The sequence below is a fragment of the Nisaea sediminum genome (assembly GCF_014904705.1).
In the GTDB taxonomy this organism is placed as follows: domain Bacteria; phylum Pseudomonadota; class Alphaproteobacteria; order Thalassobaculales; family Thalassobaculaceae; genus Nisaea; species Nisaea sediminum.
The window spans coordinates 84,242-109,646 of the sequence record NZ_JACZCQ010000010.1 but is presented as its reverse complement, the minus strand read 5'-3'; the positions used below and the strand labels follow the sequence as shown (position 1 = coordinate 109,646).

Here is a 25,405-nt window from a genome sequence, read left to right as displayed (position 1 = left end):
CCCTATCGCTCCCCTTGCTCGTGCCAAAGCAATTCGATCAGCTTTGTCAGCTCCGCAAGGTCGCCCTCGCGCAGCAATGTCTGATGTGTCCCTGCAGCCTCTTTTACGGTCAGGCGGTCGAAGATCGCCGCCCAACCGAGCCCTTCGTCCATTCCGGGACGTTCGGTGCCTCTGGCCCTGATAAGGGCGGCCATCCCCGCCGCCGGATAGAACCGGTGCTCCGCTGCGATACGCACATTGTCCCGCGCGCGGGCCACAATCTCCGCATCCGCTCCTGCTGCGGCCGCCGCAGCCTCGATTTCCGCCGCATCGATTGCGGCATCGCCCGCCACCGGTGCGGCGGCATCCAGCAGCACCAGCCTCACATCCCGGCCCGTTTCGCGCAACCATGCTGCGACAGCGGCCGCGATGACAGCACCGAGCGACCAGCCCGCCAGCAGGATGGGCGCAGTCTCGTCCGCCGCGTGCGAGATGACGTCCGCATAAGCGTCCGCCTGGTCCGCGAGGGTCTCGAAGCCGGTTCCCTGCTCGACCGCGACGATGCGGCGCTCACCAGCCCAGGCATCGGCAAGCTTCCGATAAACCGCTCCGGACCCGTCGACCGGGTGGACAAGATAGGCCGCCGGCTCCGCACCTTCGCGCAAGGTCCGTAACAGGCACGGACCGCGCTCCTCCGGTTGCCCCATGACCAGCGCGGCAAGGCCGGCGGCCGTCGGGTTGGCAAAGACGAGCGGCAGCGGCAGTTTGCAGCCGAGCTTCTCGCCCAATCTCGCCGCCAGACGGACCGCGAGGAGCGAGTGGCCACCAAGGGTGAAGAAGTTCCGGGTTCGTCCCGGACGCTTCTCGAGCGAAAGCACCTCGCGGAAAATGTCGAGGATGTCCGCCTCTGTCCCGGAGCGCGGCGCCTCGTCCTCTTCTGCCGTGGCGGCTTGAGGCAATACCAGCGCGGTGCGGTCGATCTTGCCCGTGACGGTCCTCGGCATCGCATCGAGCACGTTGAGGAAAGCCGGCAGCATGGTCTCGGGAAGTTTCTCTCCGAGCAACTTTCGCACGTCGCTGGCGGCGGCCGGCGCAGGTCCGGTCAGCCAGGCCGCAAGCGCCGGGCGCCCGTCCGCGCCCGGAACGGTCTTCACCGCCGCCTGCGCGACGCCGGCCACATTGCGCAGCGCATGCTCGATCTCGTCGAGTTCGATGCGTACGCCGCGGATTTTGACCTGCCGGTCTTCGCGCCCGACGAACTGGATCCGTCCGTCACCGGTAACCCGCGCCATGTCCCCGGTCCGGTACATCCGCGTTCCGTCCGGTCCGTCGACGAACTTTTCCGCCGTCGCTTCGTCATCGCCGAGATAGCCGAGCCCGACGCCGATCCCGCCGATGACGATCTCCCCCACCGCTCCAGGGATCGCGGGCTGTCCATAGCGGTCTGCCATCGTAACGATCATTCCGGCAATCGGCGTACCGATATCCGGTGCGGCTCCGGCCGCGCAGAGCCCGTGCGTCGCGCAGACAGTCGTCTCGCAGGGCCCGTAGGCATTCAACAGGCGCCGTCCCGGCGCCCAGAGATCCGCGAGATCGGCCGGCAGCGGCTCGCCCGCCGCGACCATCGTCCGAAGCTTGGGAAAGTCGCTCTCGCCGAGCGCAGCCAAGGCAGACGGTGTGATAGTGACATGGCTTACCAGACGCTCCATCAGTGTTGCCGCCAACGGCGCACCTGCCTGCAGTGCCTCCCTCTCCGCCAGAACCAGCGTCCCGCCCGCGCCGAGCGTGGTGAAGACCTCCCAGACCCAGGCATCGAAGGCCGGCGCGGCCAGTTGCAACACCCGGCTGCCCGGACCGATTTCGAGATCCCGGCCGATGGTCCGGATCAGGTTGGCCAGCCCGGCGCGGCCCAGCAGCGCCGCCTTCGGCGTGCCGGTCGATCCGCTGGTGAACTGGGCATAGGCTCCGTCCGTTCCCTCCGGCACCTCGGCGAGCGTCCGGCGCATCTGTTCCCTGCGCGCTTCCGGCAGCGCAGGGTCGATCAGAGCCAACACCTTGCCCGACAGCAGAGCGGCCAAGGCTTCGACAACCCGCTGGACAGGATCGTCCATGGCGACTATCGCGACCGGGCCCGGTACCGGCGTGACGGCGCGCGCCCGCGCTTCGAGCTCGGCATAGCTGAGTGTTGTCCCGTCGAAATCGAGCGCGGGAAGATCGGCGTGCTCGGCAAGGCTCTGCGCCAGCAGCAGCTCCAGTTCGGGAAGCTCTCCCGCATCCGGGCCTTGCAGCATCGAGCGCGGCAGGTCTTCCGCGGCGACCGTGGGCAAGGTTCCGACGGATTGTCCGAGCCCACCGACCAGCCCCTCGAACAGCGTCGTGAAAGAACGCGTCCAGGCGGCGACGGTGGCCTCGTCCAGCAGGGCGCCGTCATAGATGAAGCCGCCGGTGATCCCGCCTTCCGCATCGCGGGCGAGGCTCGCGGCGAGGTCGAACGGCGCCGTCGCCACCGGCAGCGGCACCAGCTCCGCTTTCAGCGCGTCGCCGGTCGCCGCCTCGCGCCAGTCCAGCACGGTCTGCAGCAGGGGCGTGCGTCCGGAATGGCGTTCCGGATTGACCGCCTCGACGATGCGCGCCAGCGGCAGGCCCGCATGACTCAGCAGTTCCGTCATACCCTCGCGGACACGGCCGAGCAGGTCCGCGCCGGTCTCGCCGCCGTTCAGGGACAGGCGCAACGGCAGCGTGTTCAGAAAGAGTCCCGCGACCTCCTCGAACCCGTCCGGCCGGTCGCTCACCGGAATGCCGAGCACCAGATCGTCCGCCCCGGTCAGGCGATGCAGGAACAGCGCATAAGCAGAGACCAGCAAGCCCTGCAGCGTGCCGCCCTGCTCCCGCGCCAGTGTTTCTGCACGTTGCGCAAGTTCCGGATCGATCCGCAGCGTCACCGAGGCGCCGCGCGCCCGGTGCCCCGGGCGCCGGGGACGGTCCGACGGCAAGGCCAGCGGGCCCGGCGTTTCGGTCAGCTTCGCTTTCCAGAACGCTGTTTCGGTCTCTTCCGTCGCGCACACCTGATCGCCGCGCCATTTCGCATAGGCGCGGTAATCCGCCTGCGGTACGGCCGGCACCTCGCCTTTCAGCAGCGCCACGAAGTCTCTCAGCAGCAGCGCCAGGGTCGTTCCGTCAGAGACGATATGATGAAGCGAGAGCACCACCACGCCGCATCCCTTGCCATCCGCGATATAGGTGAGCCGTGCGGTCTCGCCCTCCTCGATGGCAAAGCGGGTTTCCGCATCGGCCCGCGCCGCCGCCTTGACGGAAGCGTCGAAATCATCGCCTCCCGCAAGGCATCTGATCGCCGGCCTCGGCGCTTCGGCGATCGCGACCGAGGCACCCTCCGCACCGCCCGGATAGGCCGTGCGCAAGACCGGATGCCGGTCGGCCAGCCTGACGAAAGCGGATGCGATTTCCGTTTCCGGATCTTGCAGGGCAATGCGAACCGCGGCCTGCATGACATAGGCGCTCTCATCGGCGCCGAGCGCGTGTTCGAGCCAGAGTTGGGCTTCACCGGGGGAGGCGACCGGCATTTCGCCCTTGGTCAAAGTCAGCGCCGGCCCCTTGTCCGTCGCCGTCGAATCCGTCTCACCGATCAGCTTGGCAATGCCCGCCGGGGTCAGCCCGCGATGGACGACGTCGTTCGCAACCTCGCATCCAAGTGCGCGTTTCAGCCGTGCGACGATACGGATCGCGGCAAGCGACGTACCACCCGAGCGGAAGAAATCCGCATCCGCGCCGAGATCCGGCTGCTTCAATACGATCCGGACAATCTCCAGCACCTCCGGCAGAAGCGCCGGTTCCTCTTCCTCGGCCCCGCCGAAGAGGCGCGCGGCGAGCGCCGCCGGGGTCGGGGCGGCGGCGAGATCGGCGAAACTCGTTTCGACCCCGAAGTTCCGCTTCAGACGCGCGATCAGCCGGATCGCCGCGAGTGAAGTTCCTCCGGACTTGAAGAAATCGGTTCCCGCGTCCGCTGCGTCGTTCTTCAGAACCGTCCGCCAGAGTTCGACGAGAGCCGCGCATTTCTCGGGATCGGCACCGGTCGCCCCTTCGTCTCCAGCGAGCACAGACGACTGTTCCGCCGCGAGCGCCGCGAGTTGCCGCCGGTCGATCTTGCCGCTCCCGGTCAAAGGTAGCGCGAGGTGTTTCTGGATCTGGTCCGGCACCATATGCGCGGGCAGTAGGGCCGCGAGGCGCGCCCGGCACTTTTCGGGATCGGCCTCTCCGGTCACGAACGCGACCAGCCGCTTGTCGCTGCCCTCACCGACCGCGATCACCGCCGCGTTCTGAACCCCCTCGATGGAGCGGAGACCGGCCTCGATCTCGCCCGGCTCGATCCGGAAACCGCGGACCTTTACCTGTTCGTCCGCCCGGCCGAGATAGTCGAGCGTGCCGTCGGCGCGCCAGCGCACGAGGTCACCGGTCCGGTACATCCGCGCGCCGGGTTCCGATGCGAAGGGATCGGCGAGGAAGCGCTCCGCCGTCAGGCCCGGCCGTCGCCAGTAGCCCCAGGACACGCCCGCGCCACCGACATAGAGCTCACCCGTCATGCCCGCCGGCAGCGGATCGAGATTGCGGTCGAGGACATAGAGCCTCGTATTCCAGATCGCTTTGCCAATGGGCTCCGCCGCACCGCACGACACGGCCGCCTCGTGCCAGGTGCAGCCGACCACGGTCTCGGTCGGACCGTATTCGTTCATCAACCGGATATCCGGAGCGTCGCGGCGCCAGGGCGCGGTCGAGGCCACGGCGAGCGCTTCGCCGCCGATCACGAACATCCGCGCACCCGCCTTTTGCGCCGCGACCGGCTTCAGTTCCGCCAGAAGATCGAGATGGGCCGGCGTCATCTTGACGAAGCCGTAATCTGCACCGGCGGCCAGCCGTTCGGCCAGTTCTTCGACCGCGCCTTCCTCGGGCAGGAGATGCACCGGCTTGCCCGCGACGAGCGGCAGCCAGAACGAGAGCACCGTCGCGTCAAACGCCGTCGCGGTCAGCACCGCCGTGCCGTCACCCTCGTCGACGGTGTAAGCGTCGCGCGCCCAGGCGAGGTAATTCATCACCCCGCGATGCGGCACCATCACGCCCTTGGGCCGGCCGGTGGAGCCGGAGGTATAGATCATGTAGGCGAGATCGTCCGGCCGCGCCGCGATCCGCGTTTTCGCCGGACCACCGCTGCTGACCGGCCGGAAAACGGTTCCGTCCGCTTCGAACAGGGCAACCGTGTCCGGCAGTGCCTCAGTGAGCATCGCAGCTGCGCCCGGCGCACAGATCAAGACCGAAGGCTCCGCGTCCGCGACGACATCCTTCAGCCGCTGCTCGGGGACGCCGGGATCGACCGGCACATAGGCTGCAGCGGTCCTGAGCGCGCCGAGCATCGCCGCCGGAAGGGCGAGGCCGCGCGGCAGCAGAACGAGAACCCGGTCGCCGCGCCCGGTACCTGCGGCAGCGAGCTGCCCGGCAAGTGTTTCGGCCGCAGCGACCAGCTCACCGAACGTCAGGCTGCCGTCCGGCGCGGTGACCGCGATGCCGTCCGGATCGCGTTCCGCCGCGGCGAGGACAGCACCGTCGAGTGTATCGTCCTGAACAGCCCGCACCTGCCCCGTTCCAAGCGTCTCGACCCTATGGCTTTCGCCCGTCTCAAGGAGCGGGAACTCGGAGAGCACCGGGTTCCCCGTCGCGCAGAGCCAGTCCAACGCACGCCGGAACCGGTCCGGAACCGAGCGCGCGACCTCCATCGGCAGGACGCCGAGCGCATGATCGAAGCCGGCGCGGATGCCGTCGCCGCTCCGCACCATGGACATCATCAGGTCGAACTTGGCCGTGCCCCGGTCGCAATCGAGAATCTCCGGCGTCAGCCCGGGCAGATCCGGAGGAGCTATCCCGGCATCGTCGAAATTGAAGAAACAGCGCACCGCCGGCGCCGTGTCGCCGCGCTTCTCGGCCAGACCGCGCATGATCTGCTCGAACGGGATCTCCCGCGCGTCGAGCGCATCGACCACGGCCTCCCGCATCCCGGCGAGAAAGCCATCGCGTGTGAGCGACGGCGCGAGATCGACAATGTAGGCCACCGTATTGACGAAACATCCCGCCGTACCGTGCACCTCGCTCCGGTCGCGGAGCGCCACGGGCATGCCGAGGGCGAGCCGCTCACGGTCGCACAGCCGCCCGATCACGAGGCCGTAGGCGCCGGAAAGCAGGGCATAGAGGCTGACACCGAGACGCCGCGCCGTTTGCTCGGCCCGGCCGACAGTCGCGCCGTCCAGTTCGAAGGACAGCATCTCGGCGCCGTTATCCGCCTCATCACGCAGGGCCGGACGCGGCGGAAGACCGAGATCCTCCCCGATGTCAGCGAGCCGGTCGATGGCGGCCCGGCGCAGGTTGCCCGCCTCCGGCCGAGCAAGCTTCTCCTGCTGCCAGGCGCCCCAGTCCGCATATTGCAGGTCCGGCTCCGGCAGATCCGGTGCGTCTCCGTCGAGGAAGGCACGATAGGCAAGCGACAGCTCGTCCAGCAGCAAACGCAGCGTCCAGCCGTCGACGGCGATATGATGGAAGACAAGGACGAGCGCCCCTTCGTCCGGCCCTGCTGAAATGAAGGCGGCACGCAGCGGAAGTTCAGCCTTCAGGTTGAAGACATGCCCCGCCTCCCGCCGTGCGGCAGCTCCGAGCGCCTCCGGACTTTCGACCGATGCGACCGTCAGAAGCTCCGGCACCTCCTCGGCGATGGCCTGGACGGGGCCGTCCGGACCGTCGCGATAGACCGTGCGCAGAACCTCGTGCCGCTCAGCCAACCAAGCGAGGGCCGAGCGCAGGGCCGCGAGATCGACCCGGCCGCGGACGCGAAAGGCGACAGGGACATTGTAGCGCGTGCTCCCGGGCGCCATCCATTGCTCGGCGAGGATGCCGAGCTGCATCGTCGAGAGCGGCAGGTCGGGTTCGAGGACAACATCCAGCCTGTCGCCGAGACCGTCGGGGCTCATGTCAGCTCCATGCCTTTCCTGCCGGACCGCCGCGTCCGGCGCTTGATCGGACCGTCGTCTCCGGCAGCCGCGGTTTCGCCGTCCGCCGGGCGCAGCGCGTCGACCGCCCGCGCCATGGCCCTGAGGCCAGGCTGCTCGAAGATCGCGCGCAGCGGCAGCGCGACGCCGAAACGCTCGCGGATCCCCGCGACAAGGCGGACGCCGAGCAGCGAATGGCCGCCCACATTGAAGAAACCGTCATCAGGCCGGAAGCTCCCCCCACCCAGAAGTTCGCTCCAGAGTGCGGCAAGCGCACGCTCGGTGTCCGTGGCATATGCCACCGGCCCCGCCGCCGACGGCTCGGTTCCGCCCTCAGGCACAGTGAGGGCGGATCTGTCGAGCTTGCCGTTCGGCGTCAGCGGCAGCGTGTCGAGCAGGGCGATACGCCGCGGGACCATCCAGCCCGGCAATCGTTCGGCGAGCGCATCGCGCCAGCGCCGCGTGTCCGTGCCCTCCGGCGCGACCGCCCAGCCATAGAGCGCCCGGTCGCCATCGCTTTCGCGCACATCGACGACAACCTGATCGACACCGGAAACCTCGCGCAGGGCCGCCTCGATCTCGCCCGGCTCGATGCGGAACCCCCGCAGCTTGATCTGCCGGTCGACGCGGCCGAGATACTCGACCGCCCCGTCGGCGCGGCGTCGGACGAGGTCGCCCGTCCTGTACATGCGGGCGCCGGGCTCGCCGGAATAGGGATCCGCCACAAAGGCCTCGGCGGTCTGCCCGGGCCGTCCGACATAGCCGTCCGCAAGCCCTGTGCCGCCGATATAGAGCTCGCCCGCAACGCCGCGGGGCACCGGCTCCAGATGGGCGTCGAGCACATAGAGCGCCGTCCCCCGGATCGGCCCGCCGATCGGCACGTTGCCCGCACCCTGCGGCACCCGGTCCACGGGAAAGTGAGAGGCAAAAGTGGTGGTCTCGGTCGGACCGTAGACGTTGGATATCCTGAGCCCCGGCCAGCGATCCAGCGCCGTGCGCATCGCGTCCGGATCGACCCGTTCGCCGCCGACCAGGATCTCCTCGACCCCGGCGAACACATCCGCTTCGGACGCAGCCGCACGATTGAAGACCGCCGTCGTAAGGAACATGGAATGCGGCCGCGCCGTGCCAAGTGCCGCTGCGAGCGCATCCGGATCGTAGGTCGCTTCACGTCCCACGACGACCGTGGTCGCGCCGTTCAACAGCGCGCACCAGATCTCGTAGGTCGCGGCATCGAAGGCCGTGGTCGCGATCTGCGCGACGCGCTTGCCGGGGTGGAATGTCGCGAAGCCGGGCTCGACGGCGAGCCTAAGGACCGCGCGGTGCGGCACGCGGATGCCTTTCGGCCGGCCGGTCGAGCCGCTGGTGAACATGATATAGGCCGCGTCCGCGCCAAGGGTCGCGGGACAGTCGACCTTGCCGCCCGCAACCGCGAGGCCCTCGAATCCGACGGCTTCGATCCCGCCCGGCAGCCAATCGGCCGGTGCGCCGTCTGTCACGACCAGTGCGACGCCCGCATCCTCGGCCATGTCCGCCAGCCGCGCACCAGGCTGTTCCGGGTCGAGCGGGACATAGGCCCCGCCCGCTTTCAGCACCGCGAGGAAGAGCGCGATCTGGTCGGCTCCGCGCGCCATGCTGACCCCGACCGGCGTCCCGCGGCCGACGCCGCGCGCCGCGAGACCGGCGGCCACCTCGTCCGTCAGGCGGTCCAGTTCCGCATAGCTGAGCGACCTGCCGTCCTGGCCTTCGAGTGCCGGCAGAGATCCGTGCGCCGCCGCCATGTCCGCGAAGCGGGAGACCACCGTTCCTTCAGGGGCGCCCCGCGCGTCGACGACCACGTTCCCGGAAACCTCCGCCGCTCGCTCGGACGAACCGGTCGCGAAGAGGGAGACCGCCGACAGCTCCGCGTCCGGCTCGGACACGAGATCGGAGAGCACCTTCTCGTAATAGCGGGCGAAACGGCGGGCACTCGCCTCGCTGAACAGGTCGGCGGCGTAATGCACCACGAGCCCGAGCCCCTCGCCGAGATCGTCGAAGGCGAAGGTCAGGTCGTAGCGCGCGCTGACCGCATCGACATGCAGCGGCGTCACCGTCGCACCGTCGAGCGCGAGCGCCATGCGATCGGCCGGCTGCAGAACCAACATGACGCGGAAGAGCGGCGTCCGCCCCGCAGCGCGGTCCGGGCCGAGCGCCTGCACCACCCGGTCCATCGGCAGATCCTGATAGGTGAAGCCTTCCAGCACCTCGCGCCGCGCGATCTCGATCGCCTCATCGAGCGATCCGGCGTCTTCCAGACGCAGGCGCAGCGGCACCGTATTGACGAAATAGCCGACCAGATCCTGAACCTCGCCGCGGTCGCGTCCGGAGGCCGGCGCGCCGACCACGATGTCGCCCTCTCCCGACAGTCTCTGAAGCGTGACGCCGAGCCCGGCGAGCAGCAGCATGAAAAGCGTCGCCTGCTTGTCCCGCGCCTTTCCGCGCAAGGCACGGGCGAGCTTTCCGGGCACCGGCAGATGCAGCATGGCCCCTTCGAAGCCCTGCGGATCCGCACGCTGGTAATCTTCGGGCAGGGCGAGCGTCTGAGGTGCGCCGGCCAGCCGTTTCGCCACCCTCCCGACATTCTCCGCCGTCTCCGGCGCGGCCATGCGCTCCCGCTGCCAGGCCGCCCAGTCGAAATACGCGATGGAGAGCGGCGGCAGGGCGAGCGCCCGCCCGCGGCAGCGGGCGTGATAGGCCATGGTGAGATCGCGATAGACCACCGGGGCCGAGCCGCCGTCGGTCGCGCTGTGATGCATCACCAGCGCCAGCAGGTGCCGTCCATCGGGCAACGCCGCGACCGAGGCGCGGACCGGGATATCGCGGCCGAGATCGAAAATCTCAAGCCCCTTCCGTTCGAACCAGGCGCGGATCGCCGCCTCGTCGGTGCTTTCCAACGTCTCGACCGGAACCGTAACCGGCGCAGGCGGCCGCACTTTCGCGATCAGGCGTCCGTCTTCCTCGACGAGCAGGGTGCGCAGCGCTTCGTGCCGGGCGACGATATCGGAGACCGCGCCGGACAGGGCCGACAGGTCGAGCGGCCCGTCGATGACGAAACCGTCCGGCACGTTGTAGGCATTGGAGCCTTCGAGGCTGGAGAGGAACCAGAGCTGTTCCTGGCCGAGTGACGGCAGCACGGTCTCACGCTCCACCTTCACGATCGGCTTCTCGTCCGCCCGCTTTGCGTCTCTGACATGTTTAGCGAGGTCACGTGCTGTGGGGTGTGCGAAGACGGCGTTGGCGGGCAGCTCTATGCCGAGCGCCTTGCGCAGCCGTCCGACCACTTGCACCGCCAGCAGCGAGTGACCGCCGAGCGCGAAGAAATTGTCCTCAGCCCCCACCTCCTCGCGTCCCAGCACACCCGCCAGAACCGCGCAGCACACTTCCTCCTCCGGACCCCGCGGCCGGCCGCCCAGCCCCGCCGCCGTCAGCTCCGGCGCCGGCAAGGCATTGCGGTCCAGCTTCCCGTTCGCCGTGATCGGCAGCGCCTCGAGAGTGACCCAGTCCGACGGGACCATGTGCTCCGGCAACCGCTCCCTGAGCTTCGGACCCAGATCCGCCGGAATCACATTGCCTTCCGCAACCAGATACCCCACCAGACGCGGATCGCCCTGACGGTCCTCGCGCAGAAGAACGGCAGCTTCTTTTATCGAGCCGTGGCTCATCAGCGCCGACTCGATCTCGCCCAGCTCGATCCGGAAGCCCCTGAGCTTCACCTGGAAGTCGCTTCGCCCGAGATAGACCAGCGCCCCGTCCGCGCGTCGCCTCGCGATGTCCCCTGTCCGGTACATCCGTGCGCCGGGCTTGGGTGAGTAGGGATCCGCGATGAAGGTGGTGGCCGTGAGGCCTTGCCTGCCGAGATAGCCGCGCGAGACCTGAACGCCGCCGATCCAGAGATCGCCCGCGACACCCACCGGAACAGGCTCCAGCGCACTGTCCAGCACATAGAGGCTCGTGTTCGCGATCGCATGGCCGATCGGCAGAGGATCCTCCGCCGGGCTGCCGCACCGCCAGTGCGTCACGTCGATCGCCGCTTCCGTCGGGCCGTAGAGATTATGCAGTTCCGCGTTGCCTGGCTTCAGGCTCTCGAACCGTTCCACCAGACTCGGAGAGAGCGCCTCACCGCTGCACATCACATAGCGCAGGGAGTTGCACTGATTCAGTCTGGCAGCCGAGCCGCCATGGCCGAGGAAGGCCTGCAGCATCGAGGGCACGAAATGCAGGACGGAGATCCCCTCCTCCTCCATCAGACGCGCCAGATAGTCCGGGTCCTTGTGTCCGCCCGGCTTCGCCACCACGAGACAGGCGCCGCACATCAGCGGCCAGAAGAACTCCCAGACCGAGACGTCGAAGGTATAGGGCGTCTTCTGGAGGACCTTGTCCCCGGCGCCGATACCGAAGCGCTCCTGCATCCAGAGGATACGGTTGGCGAGCCCCCCGTGCTCGTTCATCACCCCCTTGGGCAATCCGGTCGAGCCCGAGGTGTAGATCACGTAGGCGAGGTCGTTCGGGCCGAGCTCCACATCGGGATTGCCGGCATCGGCACCGCGCCGGCTGCTCCTGCCCGCATCGTCGACGCAGATCGTCCGTCCGTCATGCACCGGCAATGTCTCGAGCAGGCCCGTCCGCGTGACCACAACCGGCGCCGCCGCGTCGCCGATCATGAAGCCGAGCCGGTCCGCCGGCAGTTCCGGGTCGAGCGGCACATAGGCCCCGCCCGCCTTCATCACCGCCAAGAGCGCCACCACCAGATCGGCAGAGCGCTCGAGCGCCACACCGACGCGCACGTCCCGTCCGACGCCCGCCCGCAAGAGACGCCGCGCCAGCGCGTTCGCGCGGGCGTTCAGCTCGCCGTAGCCGAGCTCCGCGCCTTCGAACCGCAGCGCCGCACGCGACGGGTCTTCCGCCGCCACTCGCTCGAAGCCACGGATCACCGGCTCGAAGGATCCGTAATCCCGCGCAGTCGCGTTCACACCCTCCAGCAACCAAGAACGCTCCGACGCATCCACCAGCGGTACCGACGACAGACGGCCAAAACCGCCAGATGCAAACCAAGATAGAACTCGGGAATAGCGCGCGGCGAGAGACGTTGCCGTTTCCGCCGTGAAGAGATCGCTCGCGTATTCGAGCGCCCCCGTCAGGCCACCCTGCTCGCGAAGGATCTGGAGCTGCAGGTCGAACTTCGCGGTGCCGGGATGCACGTTGAGCGGGCGGCCGTCGATACCGCCGAGGCTGAGGCGCGGCTGCGCCTCCTCGTTATAGGCGATCATTGCCTGGAAGAGCGGCGTCCGACTGGTATCGCGCTTGAGGTCCATTGCCTCGATCAGCCGGTCGAGCGGCGCCGGCTCGGAAAGCGCGCGGGCCAGTTCGTCACGGACACGGAGAATGAGTTCGGAGGCCGACGGATCGTCATCCATGCGGATACGGATCGCGGCGGTATCGGCGAAGAAGCCGACAAGATTGTCCGCTTCCGCAACCTCGCGGCCGTCGAAGGGAATGCCGAGCACCAGATCGTCGGTCCCGGCGGTCCGGGCCAGCAGCACGGCATAGGCGGCGACCATCACTGCGAAAGGCGTCGCGGAGAGGCTTTGCGCCCGCCCCTTCATTGCCGTCTCAAGTGCCGGGTCGATGGCGAACGGCACAACGCCGCCCAAATGGGTACGCTGGGCCGGGCGCTGGGAGTCGGTCGGCAGATCGAGCAGCGGCGGCGCCCCATCGAGTACCTCGTGCGCCCGGGCGAGCGACGCCGCGTCTCGCGCCGATCGGGCATCGCCCTCGCGCCACGCGACCCAGTCGCCGTAGCGGAAGGAAAGCGGTTCCGGCAGTCCACCGTTGTAGAACGCCGCCAGATCGCGGAGCAGCACCGGCACCGAATGGCCGTCGACCGCGTTGTGATGCAGCACCAGCACGAGGGCGGAGCGACTGCCGGCGAAGTCGAGAAGGCTCGCGCGGAGCGGCAGATCCGAGGCGAGATGGAACGGCTCTTTCGCCAGTCCGCGCGCCATCTCTTCCGCCGTCTCGCGTGCCTCTTTGGCATCCGCCGCGGCCAACCGCTCATGCTTCAGCACCAGATCGTCGACCGGCAGAAGCACACCTTCGACCCGCTCGCCGATGCGGATCGCCGTGCGCAGGGGCTCGTGCCGCGCGGCCAGCCGGCGGAGCGCATGCTGCAGTTTCTCCGAATCGGGCACGCCCTCGAAGAGGGTGACGACCGGCACCGTGTAGGCGATGCCGGAGCCGTCGATCCGGTCCATCAGGGCAAGGCGGCGCTGCATGGCGGAAGCCGGCCGGAACTCGTCCGGCCAGTCCCGCGCGATCGGCCGGTCCTCGTCCGTGCCGCCGAGCGCGTCGATTTCCGCCGCCATCTCGGCGAGACGCGGTTTGGCAAAGATTGTCTTCAGCGGCAACGCGGCGCCGAAGCGCGCGCGGATCTGCGCCGCAAGGCGCACGCCGAGGAGGGAGTGTCCGCCGACGGAGAAGAACCCGTCCTCGGGACGGAACGTCCCGCCACCGAGAAGATCGGTCCAGATACCGGCGAGTGCCTGTTCGGTTTCGGTCGCGTATGTGACCGGCGCGTTTTCTTCGGAACCTTCATCTTCCGGCACCGCAAGGGCGCCGCGGTCCAGCTTGCCGTTCGGCGTCAGCGGCAGGGCGTCGAGCACCGCGATCCGCCGCGGCACCATCCATCCCGGCAGCCGTTCGGCGAGGGCATCGCGCCAGCTCCGTTGATCGTCTCTGTCAGCACCGGTCACCCAGCCATAGAGCGCCCGGTCGCCATCCGTCTCTCGCACGTCCACGACGGCCTGGTCGGCCCCGGAGACCTCGCGCAAGACCGCCTCGATCTCGCCCGGCTCGATGCGGAAGCCGCGCAGCTTGATCTGCCGGTCGACGCGGCCGAGATACTCGACCGCCCCGTCTGCACGGCGCCGGACGAGATCGCCCGTCCGGTACATGCGGGCGCCCGGATCGCCGGAGAAGGGATCGGCGAGGAAGACTTCCGCCGTCTGCCCGGGACGGCTGACATAACCGTCGGCGAGGCCAACGCCGCCGATATAGAGCTCGCCCGCGACGCCACGCGGTACCGGTTCCAGATGGGCATCGAGAATATAGAATGCGGTGCCCCGGATCGGGCTTCCGATCGGGATGATGCGGGCGCTCTCCGGTTCATTATTCGAGAAATGCGTCGCGGCGAAGGTCGTCGTCTCGGTCGGGCCGTAGCCGTTGACGAAGCGCACGCCGGGCCAGCGTTTCACCGCCGCGCGCACTGCGTCCGGATCCGCCGCCTCGCCGCCGAACATCACCTCCTCGAAACCGGAGAAGGCGTCAGCTTTGGCAACGGCCGCGCGGTTGAAGACCGAGGCGGTGAGGAAGGTCGAATGGACCTGCGCCCTTGCGAAGGCTTCGGCGAGTGCCTCGGCCTCGTAGGCCGCCTCGCGCCCGACGACGACTGTGGTCGCGCCATTCAGCAGCGCGCACCAGATCTCGTAGGTCGCGGCATCGAAGGCCGTGGTCGCGATCTGTGCGACGCGCTTGCCGGGGGGGAATGTCGCGAAGCCAGGCTCGATGGCAAGCCGCAGGACCGCGCGGTGCGGCACGCGGATGCCTTTCGGCCGGCCGGTCGAGCCGCTGGTGAACATGATATAGGCCGCGTCCGCGCCAAGGGTCGCGGGACAGTCGACCTTGCCGCCGGCAACCGCGAGGCCCTCGAATCCGACGGCTTCGATCCCGCCCGGCAGCCAATCGGCCGATGCGCCGTCTGTCACGACCAGTGCGACGCCCGCATCCTCCGCCATGTCCGCCAGCCGCGCACCAGGCTGTTCCGGGTCGAGCGGGACGTAGGCCCCGCCCGCTTTCAGCACCGCGAGGAAGAGCGCGATCTGTTCGGCTCCGCGCGCCATGCTGACCCCGACCGGCGTCCCGCGGCCGACGCCGCGCGCCGCGAGACCGGCGGCAAGCTCGTCCGTCAGGCGGTCCAGTTCCGCATAGCTGAGCGACCTGCCGTCCTGGCCTTCGAGTGCCGGCAGAGATCCGTGCGCCGCCGCCATGTCCGCGAAGCGGGAGACCACCGTTCCTTCGGGCGCGCCGCGCTCATCGACGATCTCGGCTCCGGAGAGTTCCGCCGACCGCTCAGGAGAGCCCGAAGCGAAGAGCGCGACGCGCCCGACCTGTTCCTCCGGCCGGTCCGCAACCGTCTCCAGGATGCGTTCCAGCGCCTCGGCGAAGCGCGCCGCACCGCCCGGCGGGAACAGGCCGGCGGCATGTTCGATGGTGATTTCCATCGCAGCGCCGTCATCGGCCACCAGCAGGACCAGATCCATCTTCGCCCGCGCCTGCGGCAGGACCCGGACCGTGACCTCCGCCTCGCCGAGCCGCAGCGCGTCCAGATGCGGCGGATGGGTGGTGAGCAGAACCCGGAAAAGCTCGTCCCGGCTGTCTCCCGAATGCGCCGTCGCGATCCGGTCTAGCGGCACCCAGGCGTCGGCGAGCCCGGCGATCAGCGTGTCGCGCGCTTGTTCGGCCAGAGCGCCGAGAGTTGTTTCGCCGTCCACGGACAGCCGGAGCGGGATCGAATTCAGCATCATGCCGACGGTGCGCGCGAAAGCCCCGTCGGCGCGCTGGCTGACTGGCGTGCCGATCACGATCTCCTCGCCGCCGCCGAAGCGGTGCAGCCCGACCGCAAGCGCCGTGTGGAGCAGCATGAAGGGCGTCAGACCGGTGTCCCGCGCCCGGGCCGCGATGCGGCGGCGCAGGCCCGGCTCAACGAAGAGTTTCTCGACGAGAGCGGGAGCTGCGGGCTGTGCTTCTTCCGCCCAGTGAAGAGCGGGGCCGCCCGCGATTCCGGCAAACCGTCCGGCCCAGCGCTCGAGCGCCGCGGCATCATCTCCGCGGGAGCCGAAATCAAGCCCGTCCTCGATGGCAAGCGGATCGAGACCCGGAGCCGGCAACCGTGCCGAGATATCGGCGGCATCGGCCTCTGGCGCCGCCAGCGCCTCGCGATAAGCCAGTTCGAGATCGCGGCCGACGAGCGCGATGGAGTCGGCATCCGCCGCGATGTGATGGAACGCGATCAACACACGCCAGAGGTCCCTGCCGAGATCGAGGATCCGGGCCCGGAACGGCAGCTCGGCATCAAGCCGGAACGGCGTTTCGGTCTCGGTACGTTCGATCTCCGCCGCGGCCCCGCTGCTCTCCAAGCGCCGGACATCGGGCGCCGAAACCAGATCGCGCCGGGGCACAACCGCGAGTTCTCCGTCCGTCTCGCGGAAGAGGCTGTGCAACAGGGGATGACGAAGCTGCACGGCCATGAGCGCGCGCGCCATCGCGGCGGCATCGAGCGCGCCGTGAATGTCGATGGCGCCGGTCATGTTGTAGGCGGTGTCGTCCAGGTCACGCTGCTGCAGCACCCAGAGCCGCGCCTCGGCGGAGCTCGCCGGACGAACAGCTTCCGGGTCCCGGCGGATAGCGGTTACGGTCGCAGTGCGCTTTGCGTCTCTGACATGTTTAGCGAGGTCTCTTGCGGTGGGGTGAGCGAAGACGGCGTTGGCGGGGAGCTCTATGCCGAGCGCCTTGCGCAGCCGTCCGACCACTTGCACCGCCAGCAGCGAGTGACCGCCGAGCGCGAAGAAATTGTCCTCAGCTCCCACCTCCTCGCGCCCCAGCACACCCGCCAGAACCGCGCAGCACACTTCCTCCTCCGGACCCCGGGGTCTGCCGCCAAGACCCGCCGCCGTCAGCTCCGGCGCCGGCAACGCCTTCCGGTCCAGCTTCCCGTTCGCCGTGATCGGCAAGGCCTCCAGCGTCACCCAGTCCGACGGGACCATGTGCTCCGGCAACCGCTCCCTGAGCTTCGGACCCAGATCCGCCGGAACCACATTGCCTTCCGCAACCAGATACCCCACCAGACGCGGATCGCCCTGACGGTCCTCACGGAGCAGCACCGCCGCCTCCTTGATGGAGCCGTGGCTCATCAGCGCGGACTCGATCTCGCCCAGCTCGATCCGGAAGCCCCGGAGCTTCACCTGGAAGTCGCTGCGGCCGAGATAGATCAGCGCCCCGTCCGCGCGCCGTCTGGCGATATCCCCCGTCCGGTACATCCGGGCGCCGGGAGTCTTCGAGTACGGGTCGGCGATGAAGGTGGTCGCCGTCAGGCCTTGCCTGCCGAGATAGCCCCGCGAGACCTGTACCCCGCCAATCCAGAGATCGCCCGCCACACCCACCGGAATAGGCTCCAGCGCGCTGTCCAGCACATAGAGACTGGTGTTCGCGATCGCATGGCCGATCGGCAGCGGATCGTCGGAGGGGGACGAACACTGCCAGTGCGTCACGTCGATCGCCGCTTCCGTCGGACCGTAGAAATTGTGCAGTTCGGCGGTGCCGGGCTTCAGGCTCTCGAACCGGTCCACCAGACCCGGGGACAGGGCCTCCCCGCTGCACATCACGTAGCGCAGGGATGTGCATTCGCTCAGCCTGGCGGCCGAGCCGCCATGGCCGAGGAAGGCCTGCAGCATAGAGGGCACGAAATGCAAGACGGAGATCCCCTCCTCCTCCATCAGACGCGCCAGATAGTCCGGGTCCTTGTGTCCGCCCGGCTTCGCCACCACGAGACACGCGCCGCACATCAGAGGCCAGAAGAACTCCCAGACCGAGACGTCGAAGGTATAGGGCGTCTTCTGAAGAACCTTGTCCCCTTCCCCGATAGCGAAGCGCTCCTGCATCCAGAGGATACGGTTCGCCAGCCCCCCGTGCTCGTTCATCACCCCCTTGGGCAGGCCCGTCGAGCCCGAGGTGTAGATCACATAGGCAAGGTCGTTCGGACCGAGCTCCACATCGGGATTGCCCGCCTCCGCACCGCGCCTGCTGCTCCTGCCCGCATCGTCGACGCAGATCGTCCGTCCGTCATGTACCGGCAATGTGTCGAGCAGGCCCGTCCGCGTGACCACAACCGGCGCCGCCGCGTCGCCGATCATGAAGCCGAGCCGGTCCGCCGGCAGTTCCGGGTCGAGCGGCACATAGGCCCCGCCCGCCTTCATCACCGCCAAGAGCGCCACCACCAGATCGGCCGAGCGCTCGAGCGCCACACCGACGCGCACGTCCCGACCGACGCCCGCCCGCAGCAACCGACGCGCCAGCGCGTTGGCCTTGTCGTTAAGTTCGCCATAGCCGAGCTCCGCGCCCTCGAACCTCAGCGCCGCACGCTCCGGATCTTCCGCCGCCACGCGCTCAAAGCCACGGATCACAGGCTCGAAGGGCCCGTAATCCCGACCCGTCGCGTTCACACCCTCCAACAGCCACAAACGCTCCGATGCATCCACCAACGGAACAGACGACAAACGACCCAAACCGCCAGATGCAAGCCAAGATAGAACTCGGCTGTAACGCGTCGCGAGGGCACGGGCTTCGTCCGGATCGAAGGCGCCGAGCGAAAGATCCAGATCGACCTCGACCTTCTCCCCGTCACCGTATTCACGCACGAATATCTCGACCGGCGTGCGCTCAACGCCGTTCAGCAGCACGCGCGGGACCCCCGCCGTCGCTTCGCCGAAGGGCAGTTCGCCGAATTCGACCCGCTCGTAGGAGATGTTGAGATCGAAGAGCTGCAACACCCGCCGGGCCGCCAGACCGAGCGTGCGGTTGATGCCGGAGAGCGGATAGCGGTGATGGCGCATCGCGCCGCGCATCGCCCTGCTCAGTTCGCCGAGGAAGGCATCGATGCCGTCCTCCGGATCGAGCCGCACCCGGGGCGCCGTGGTCAGCGAGAAAAGACCGAAGGTTTCCTTGTCGCGGGCTGTCGGGCGGTTCAGGACCGGCATCCCGAAAACCATGTCGGTCGCGCCGGACTCCTTATGGAACAGGATCAGCGCGGCGGCGATGAAGAGCTGTGCCGGGCTCGCGCCCTTTTCCGCGGCAAGCGCGCGCAGCTTCTCCATCGTTGCTGCGTCGACACCGATCCGGCAGAGCGTCGTGCCTTGCGGCGGCTTGCCCTCCAGCACGCTCGGAACCGCATCGACCAGCCGGTCAGGGAGCGTGCGGTAAAGATCGGCCCAATATTCGGCGGCCTTGGCGTACCGGCTGCTGTCGAGGAAAACCGCGTCGTTGGCAACGGCATCCTCGAAGGACGGCGCATCCGGCAGATCCGGCTCCCCGCCGCGCACGAGAGCTCCGTAGATCCCGGCCACGTCCCGCATCAGGATGCCGTTGGCCCAGGCATCCATGTTGATGTGGTGATAGCTCATCACCCAGATATGCCGCTCCGGCGCAAAGCGGATCAGATCGAAACGGAAGGTCGGCCCGCCATCGAGGGGAATCGCCCTGCGGCCGAGTTCGGCTGCCAGCTCTTCGGCCGCGGCCGCGGGATCCACCGCGCCGGAAACATCGTGCAGATTGAGAAAGCGCTCCGGCGCGCCGACCTCGATCTGGACCGGCTCCATGTCCTCGGCAAAGACCCAGGGCGTCAGCCGCAGGGCCTGATGCCGCTCCCAGACCCAGTTCAGCGCCTTTTCGAACAGCGCCACATCCAGCGGCCCCGAGAGGACACTGCGCGCGGAAACGGTGTGCACGGCCGCCGCCGGAAAAAGGGCATGCTCACGCCAGATTTCTTGCTGCGCCAATGATAGCGGAAAAGTGTGTGTATCGGTCCGATGCAACTCAACCATCATTCCACTCACACTTCATTTTTCGGATCGCCCACCCGATCCTAAACCAAATTCGAAAAGCTGTCGGCTTATGCTATTCAGCCGCCTCTTTCCAAGACGACATGACCGCCCGGAACCCATTGTGAACAAATAATTTATCCATTGCAAACGCCTTCCCGGCATTTCATAGTGGAGTTGCGTTGGATGGAAATCACCTCCTGGTTCGGACGCTGGTTTCGGGGCGGGCTCCGCGCTCCCGCGACACGCAAAAAATACGTATTCATGGTTACGGTATTTCGATGCCCTTCGCTGTCGCCCTTCTGAAACTGGCCCTGTTCGTCATGTGGGCGCACCCGACCTATAAGATGACGGTCGACATGTATGAGAGACGGGAACGCCGCCTCGGAATATTGCCGAAGGAAGAGGAGTCTCCGGACGAGGCAAATGGCCGCACGGAGGCCGGTGGCGCCGACAAGAAGCAGACGAGGAAAAAATGAGCAGCATGTCCGAGAAAACGCCCGAGCCGGCTGAAAGCGCAGCGGCCACCCATCAGGTGTTGCTCAACGCGGAAGAACAATATTGCCTCTGGCCGGCCGCGAAAGCCGTTCCGGCGGGCTGGCGGTCGGTCTTTACCGGCTCGCGCGAGTCCTGCCTCGCCCATGTCGAAGAGGTCTGGACCGACATGCGCCCGAAGAGCGTGCGCGACTGATGCACGGGCAGGCACGCCCCTTGGCGGCCGCGACGCCATGGCTGCCTGCGCAGCGGCGCGCCGGTCCCAAGGCAGGTCCAGCCCCCGTCCTGATCTGCTTTCCTCCAGCCGGCGCCGGGGCCGGGTTCTTTCGCGACTGGCCCGATGCTCTGTCTGACATACGCATCGTCCCCGTCCAGTTGCCGGGACGCGAGGAACGTTTCGGCGAACCGGCCGAAGAGGATGCTTTCGCGATCGCGCGCGAGGTCTCGGCCGCCATCGTCCGCGAGGGATGGGAGCGGCCCCTGTTGCTCGGATACAGCTATGGCGCCTTGCTTGCCTTCGAGACCGCTCTTCAGCTCGAACAGTCGGGTCACGAGGTCGCGGGCGTGATCACACTCGCCCGCGCGGCGCCGCAGACGGAGCCAAAACCTTCGGTCGCCGACCTGCCCGACGATGCGTTCCTCGACTATGTGCGCCGCCTCGGCGGGCTCCCTCCCGAATTCGACGAAATGCCGGAGCTGGCGGAACTCCTGCTGCCGGTCATGCGGGCGGATTTCCGGGCCAACGACGGATATGCGCGCTCCCCGGACATGCGCCTTAAATGTCCGATCGCAACCATTGCCGGCACCGTGGATCCGGCGACGGCGGACGGGCGGGATGCCGCCTGGGCCGGGCGATCAGAGGCGGATCACCGGCTGATCCAGATCGAGGGCGGACATTTTTTTATTCACGAGACGCCCGGCCTTGCCTTCACCCAAATCGCCGATGTGATAGTCTCCCTCAACGACGTGGGCAGGAGCGGACGAACATGAAGTGCCTGAAAGCGCTTGCCGTATTCACTCTCTTTCTCGTGGCCTCCGCCTGCCCGGCGATCGCGCAGACTTCGGGCAAAGCCGCCGCGACGACCACGGGGAACAAGCCACCGGCCTCATCGCTCGTTGACCGCGATGAGGCCTTTCCGTCGAGCGGGCTCGGCGCTCGGACGATCGGCCAGCGTGTCCTGTTGTTTCAGGACGGAACCTGGAAAATCGATCAGTACTATTCCTCGGACGCGGTAACAGCGGTCAGCGACCACGGCCGTATCATCAGCCTGACGCGCACGATCGACCCGCAGACCAAAGAGCCGGTCCTGAAGTGGGAATATACGACAGGCCATGGCGGCCCGCTCCAGATCGTCGTTTCACGCGCGATCACGACGGATCGCAGCGAGCACAGCAAGAACGACAACTGCATCCCGGTCGTCACCGTCCGAAACCTGACGAATCTCGGGCTGTTCCGGATCGTTGCCGAATTGCAGTTCGACGGCGCGAATGACGCTCATGCCGCGACCAGCGTCATGGCGGGCCCTCTCGACGACGGCGAGCAGGGAGATTACCTGTCCAGCCCGCTCTTCGTCAGCACATGCACCGGGCTGACAGCCAAATTGCACGTTCCGTTCTGCCAGTTCGATAACGGGCTGGATTGCCGGGACGTGGTGACCGCGTCCGCCTTCGGAACGATCCCGACCGTGCTCGCACCGAAACAACAGGATTCCGGGACGGTAAAATCGAACTGACCGAATAGGGGGCGTCGCCGCTGCCCATGAAGGGGATGGGCCGGCTGACCATCGGGGGGATGAGTGAATGACCGAAACAGCAACGAGTGCCAGCTATCCGGCCGCCGCGGCAAAGCGCCTGCGGCCAGGGATCGCGGCCGGGATGACGATCCTCGCCGGGGCCTGCATCGCTTTGCCGGCAGCGGCGCAGATCGCTCCGCTTCCACCGGTTCAGGGATTCGAGCAGCCGTCGGGCCTCACCTTTGGCGGGTTCGAATTCTTCACCCGGGCGCAAGCGGGCATGCAGCTGACGGACAATATCCGCCTCGACCCGACCGAAGAGACGGATTTCAAACGCATTTTTGCGGTTAACGCGGTCGCCCGATCGACCTGGAAAGAGCATGCGCTGGCGGCGACCGTCGGCTATGTCGACCAGCAGGCGCTCGACATCAGGGACCAGAAGAGCACCGCGCTCTCCGGCACGCTCAGCGGGCGGTACGACTTCACCGAAGAGCTCAATCTGCGGGCCGGCCTGCTCAGCGAAGAGAGCATCATCGGCAAGAACGACCCGTTGCAGTTTAACGGCAACCTGAACGGAACCACGCAGACAAACACGCTTGAAGCGGCGCTCGGCTGGGACAACAAGAAATATTTCGTCAACTTGCTCGGCCGCTTTCAGGACATCTCGAACGATACGGACATCGACGTCACTGTCGTAAGCCGCGTGCAGTCGCAGGACCGCGAGGAGAGCAATCTCACGCTCGAAATCGGCCAGCATCACAGCTGGGGCAAGACCTCCGTATTCGGCGGTCCCATCGGCATTACCTATACCGGCTCCTCGGTCATTCTGCCGGAGGACCGGGACTCCGAAGGCGCCCGGTTCGGCTTCAGCGCCGAGTTTCAGCATGGCAATTTCAGCGGCCTGGTGCGCGCCATCGGCTTCGCACAGTATTTCAACGCCCCGACGATCGGCGAAGTTGTTTCCGCCGTCGGAACCGCCCAGGCGTCCTACAGGATCGACGACACCTGGAGCGTCGGAGCGGTCATCGAACGGACGTTTGATGAAACCAACATCGAAACGTCCGGCGGCCTCTTCACCAACCTTGCCGGCGCCGCCGTCCTCTACAAACCGGCCGACGACATCTACGTGAAGATCGGCCCGACTGCGCGCTACTATGAAATCGAGGGAACGACCTACACGGCAAAGAGCCTAACACTCGACATGACCGCTGCCTGGCAGGTGCACGAAAGGGTCGAGCTCATGTTCAATGCCACCGCATCGAACCAGCTGGTGAACGATGCGTTCCTTGAATCCGTCCAGTACAGCGAAACTGCGGCGACAGTGTCCGTCGTTGTCACGTTCTGATACGGGAGGTGGACATGACGAAATCGATCATTCGCATGGCTTGCGCTACAACCATATGTGGCGCGTTTCTGAATTTCACGTCCACGGCCTCGGCCGATGAGCGCTACATCTTTCTCGGTGACAGCCTGGTCGACAACCAGAACAGCTTCATCGCCACCACGCTGATCACACCGACGAACGTGGTCCCGCAAAGCCCGCCTTACTTCAGCGGGCGCTTCTCGAACGGCCTGAACTGGACCGACCGGCTGGCGCCGACGCAGCTCTACTACATGGACTATTATTTCAGCGAACCCAACTGCGCGACGGAGAACGCCTCCAAGGGGCTCTCGAGCCTCTGCGGCTCGACCACCAACCCGGGGGCGCAGGAAGGGGTCAGCCTCAGTTTCGCTTTCGGCGGCGCCAAGGCGGGAACGGAAGACCTGCCGAGCAATGCGCCCGGCCTGATCACCGTGCTCGACGACTTGACGGCCTACAATTCCGCCGGCACCGTCGCCAATGTACGCGGCGCGACCTTCGCCATCCTGACCGGCGGCAACGACTACACCAATTACGCCAACGGCACGACGAACGGCCTCACCGAACAGGGCATCGTCGACCAGACCCTCGGCTTCATACGGACCGGCCTCGGCACCGCGTCGGGTCTCGGCGCCAGGCGCGCGATCGTGCTCAATCTGTTCGACCTGACCCGGGTGCCGACGCTGGTCTCTGCCTTCTCCGCCGATCAGCTCGCCCAGTCAGGACGGCTCTCTGCCCTGCACAATGCCGGCCTTCCGGGATATCTCGCGAGCGCCCGCGCCAGCACCGGGATGGAGATCATCCTGGTCGATCTGGATGCGCTCTATGACGATATCGACGCGCGGGCAAGCGCATACGGCTTCACCAATCTGACCGGCCAGTGCATCAGTTCGAACGTCGCGACGGGACAATGCCCGGACGCGGCGAGCGAGAACGCCACGCTCTACTGGGACGGACAGCACCCGACCACGGCGGCGCATGGCTATATCTACGAACTGGTGAGCGCCACCCTGCAGGCGGTCGACACGGACGGCGGAAGGCTGGCGGCGCTCGCGGATTCCGGGCTGGTCCAGCAGCGTTCGGTTCTCGCCGCGCTGCGTGGCCAATTCCGCGGTGGGCAAGACGCTCCCGGGGCCACCGGCGGCTCAGCCACGCCGGTGACGCAGCAGATCGGCAACAGCACCTTCTTCATGATCGCAGAAAACGGACTCGGAAGCCGTGACGCCGACGGCGACTTTTCCGGCTACGACTACGACAGCCAGATGGCGCTTGCCGGGATCGCCTATCGGCCGCCGGAAATGGCCGAGGATTTCATCTTCGGCGCCCAGATCGGCTACTCCAAGCTGGACTCCTCCTTCAATGGCGGTGGCTCGTTCCAGAACGATGCGGTGACCTTCGGCGGCTTCGCCGACTGGCGGCGCGGCCCGTTCGGTCTCGGCATCCAGGCAAACGTCTCCTACCACACGCTCGACGACATCGAACGCGATACCGGCTTCTCGGTGATGCCGACGGCGCGAAGCGACACCGAGGGCTGGGGTGCCTCCACCGAGATCGAGGCGCGCTGGGACCGCTCCACCCGCGTATCCGGCCGGCGTATCGGCTATGCCGTGAGCGGCCGCCTCGGGGCCGGCTGGTCCTCGGTCGACGGTTTCACCGAAAGCGGGGCGCAATTCCTCAATCTCACCGTCGATGACAGTAAGGTCGCGGAGGTAAAGGCTGGGATCGACCTGACGCTCTGGACCGACGTCGAGACCCGGAACGGCCTGCTGCAACCCTATCTCGGGTTCGGCTACGAGCATGACCTGCTGGACGACAAGCGCGAGATCGACGGCCGGCTGTCCTCCGGGCAGACGATCGAAGCGGATTCAAGAGCCGCGGCGAAGAGCCTGTTCAATATCGCCGCGGGTCTCAGATACCTGGCGGACAACGGACTGCGCGGCGAACTGCGCGTCGCCGCCTCCGTCGGTGCGGGGGGCGAGGAGAGCTTCATCATGCCGCAACTCAGAATCGCTAAAACCTTCTGAGCGGTTGTGCTCGGAAGGGCTGTCGGATATGCTTGAAATAATTGATAAAGGCCTCCGACGGACTGGGCGCACAACGTTGCGGAAC

General features: G+C 67.2%; 8 protein-coding genes. 6 read left to right on the top strand and 2 right to left on the bottom strand.

Going from position 1 to position 25,405, the window contains the following annotated elements; translation table 11 throughout:
• Positions 1–2: 2 nt before the first annotated feature.
• Together IG122_RS19345 and IG122_RS19340 are read right to left on the bottom strand one after the other, a co-directional pair.
• Positions 3–7,004: a non-ribosomal peptide synthetase gene (locus tag IG122_RS19345; RefSeq protein WP_193187606.1), complete on the bottom strand. Its 7,002-nt coding sequence runs from the start codon at positions 7,002–7,004 to the stop codon at positions 3–5.
• Positions 7,001–19,711: a non-ribosomal peptide synthetase gene (locus tag IG122_RS19340; protein WP_226893766.1), complete on the bottom strand. Its 12,711-nt coding sequence runs from the start codon at positions 19,709–19,711 to the stop codon at positions 7,001–7,003. The genes IG122_RS19345 and IG122_RS19340 overlap by 4 nt, the downstream gene beginning before the upstream one ends.
• 278 nt (positions 19,712–19,989) lie before the next feature.
• Between IG122_RS19340 and IG122_RS19335 the strand changes: the two genes are divergently transcribed.
• The 6 genes from IG122_RS19335 to IG122_RS19310 all read left to right on the top strand — a co-directional run bounded on the left by IG122_RS19335 (position 19,990) and on the right by IG122_RS19310 (position 25,320).
• The gene (locus IG122_RS19335) at positions 19,990–20,187 is read left to right on the top strand and encodes a hypothetical protein (protein ID WP_193187602.1); all 198 of its coding nucleotides are present in this window, start codon (positions 19,990–19,992) and stop codon (positions 20,185–20,187) included.
• A 5-nt stretch (positions 20,188–20,192) separates the two neighbouring features.
• Positions 20,193–20,399 carry an MbtH family protein gene (locus IG122_RS19330; protein ID WP_193187987.1) on the top strand — a complete coding sequence of 69 codons (207 nt, stop codon included), beginning with the start codon at positions 20,193–20,195 and terminating at the stop codon, positions 20,397–20,399.
• Positions 20,399–21,193, top strand: coding sequence for a thioesterase II family protein (locus tag IG122_RS19325; RefSeq protein ID WP_193187599.1), 795 nt, complete (start codon positions 20,399–20,401; stop codon positions 21,191–21,193). The genes IG122_RS19330 and IG122_RS19325 overlap by 1 nt, the downstream gene beginning before the upstream one ends.
• Positions 21,190–21,936 (top strand): hypothetical protein, encoded by a 747-nt coding sequence (locus IG122_RS19320; RefSeq protein ID WP_193187597.1) that lies wholly within the window; start codon positions 21,190–21,192, stop codon positions 21,934–21,936. The genes IG122_RS19325 and IG122_RS19320 overlap by 4 nt, the downstream gene beginning before the upstream one ends.
• Before the next feature lie 67 nt (positions 21,937–22,003).
• On the top strand, positions 22,004–23,281 hold the full coding sequence (locus tag IG122_RS19315) for an outer membrane beta-barrel protein (RefSeq protein ID WP_193187595.1): 1,278 nt from the start codon (positions 22,004–22,006) through the stop codon (positions 23,279–23,281).
• A 14-nt stretch (positions 23,282–23,295) separates the two neighbouring features.
• Complete coding sequence (locus tag IG122_RS19310; protein WP_193187592.1) at positions 23,296–25,320, top strand: autotransporter domain-containing protein; 2,025 nt, start codon at positions 23,296–23,298, stop codon at positions 25,318–25,320.
• Positions 25,321–25,405: the final 85 nt, after the last annotated feature.

Excerpts from the sequence above, each read along its gene's own strand:
- IG122_RS19345 (WP_193187606.1), bottom strand. The coding sequence starts at position 7,004 with ATGAGCCCCGACGGTCTCGGCGACAGGCTGGATGTTGTCCTCGAACCC.
- IG122_RS19340 (WP_226893766.1), bottom strand. The coding sequence starts at position 19,711 with ATGGTTGAGTTGCATCGGACCGATACACACACTTTTCCGCTATCATTG.
- IG122_RS19335 (WP_193187602.1), top strand. The coding sequence starts at position 19,990 with ATGCCCTTCGCTGTCGCCCTTCTGAAACTGGCCCTGTTCGTCATGTGG.
- IG122_RS19330 (WP_193187987.1), top strand. The coding sequence starts at position 20,193 with ATGTCCGAGAAAACGCCCGAGCCGGCTGAAAGCGCAGCGGCCACCCAT.
- IG122_RS19325 (WP_193187599.1), top strand. The coding sequence starts at position 20,399 with ATGCACGGGCAGGCACGCCCCTTGGCGGCCGCGACGCCATGGCTGCCT.
- IG122_RS19320 (WP_193187597.1), top strand. The coding sequence starts at position 21,190 with ATGAAGTGCCTGAAAGCGCTTGCCGTATTCACTCTCTTTCTCGTGGCC.
- IG122_RS19315 (WP_193187595.1), top strand. The coding sequence starts at position 22,004 with ATGACCGAAACAGCAACGAGTGCCAGCTATCCGGCCGCCGCGGCAAAG.
- IG122_RS19310 (WP_193187592.1), top strand. The coding sequence starts at position 23,296 with ATGACGAAATCGATCATTCGCATGGCTTGCGCTACAACCATATGTGGC.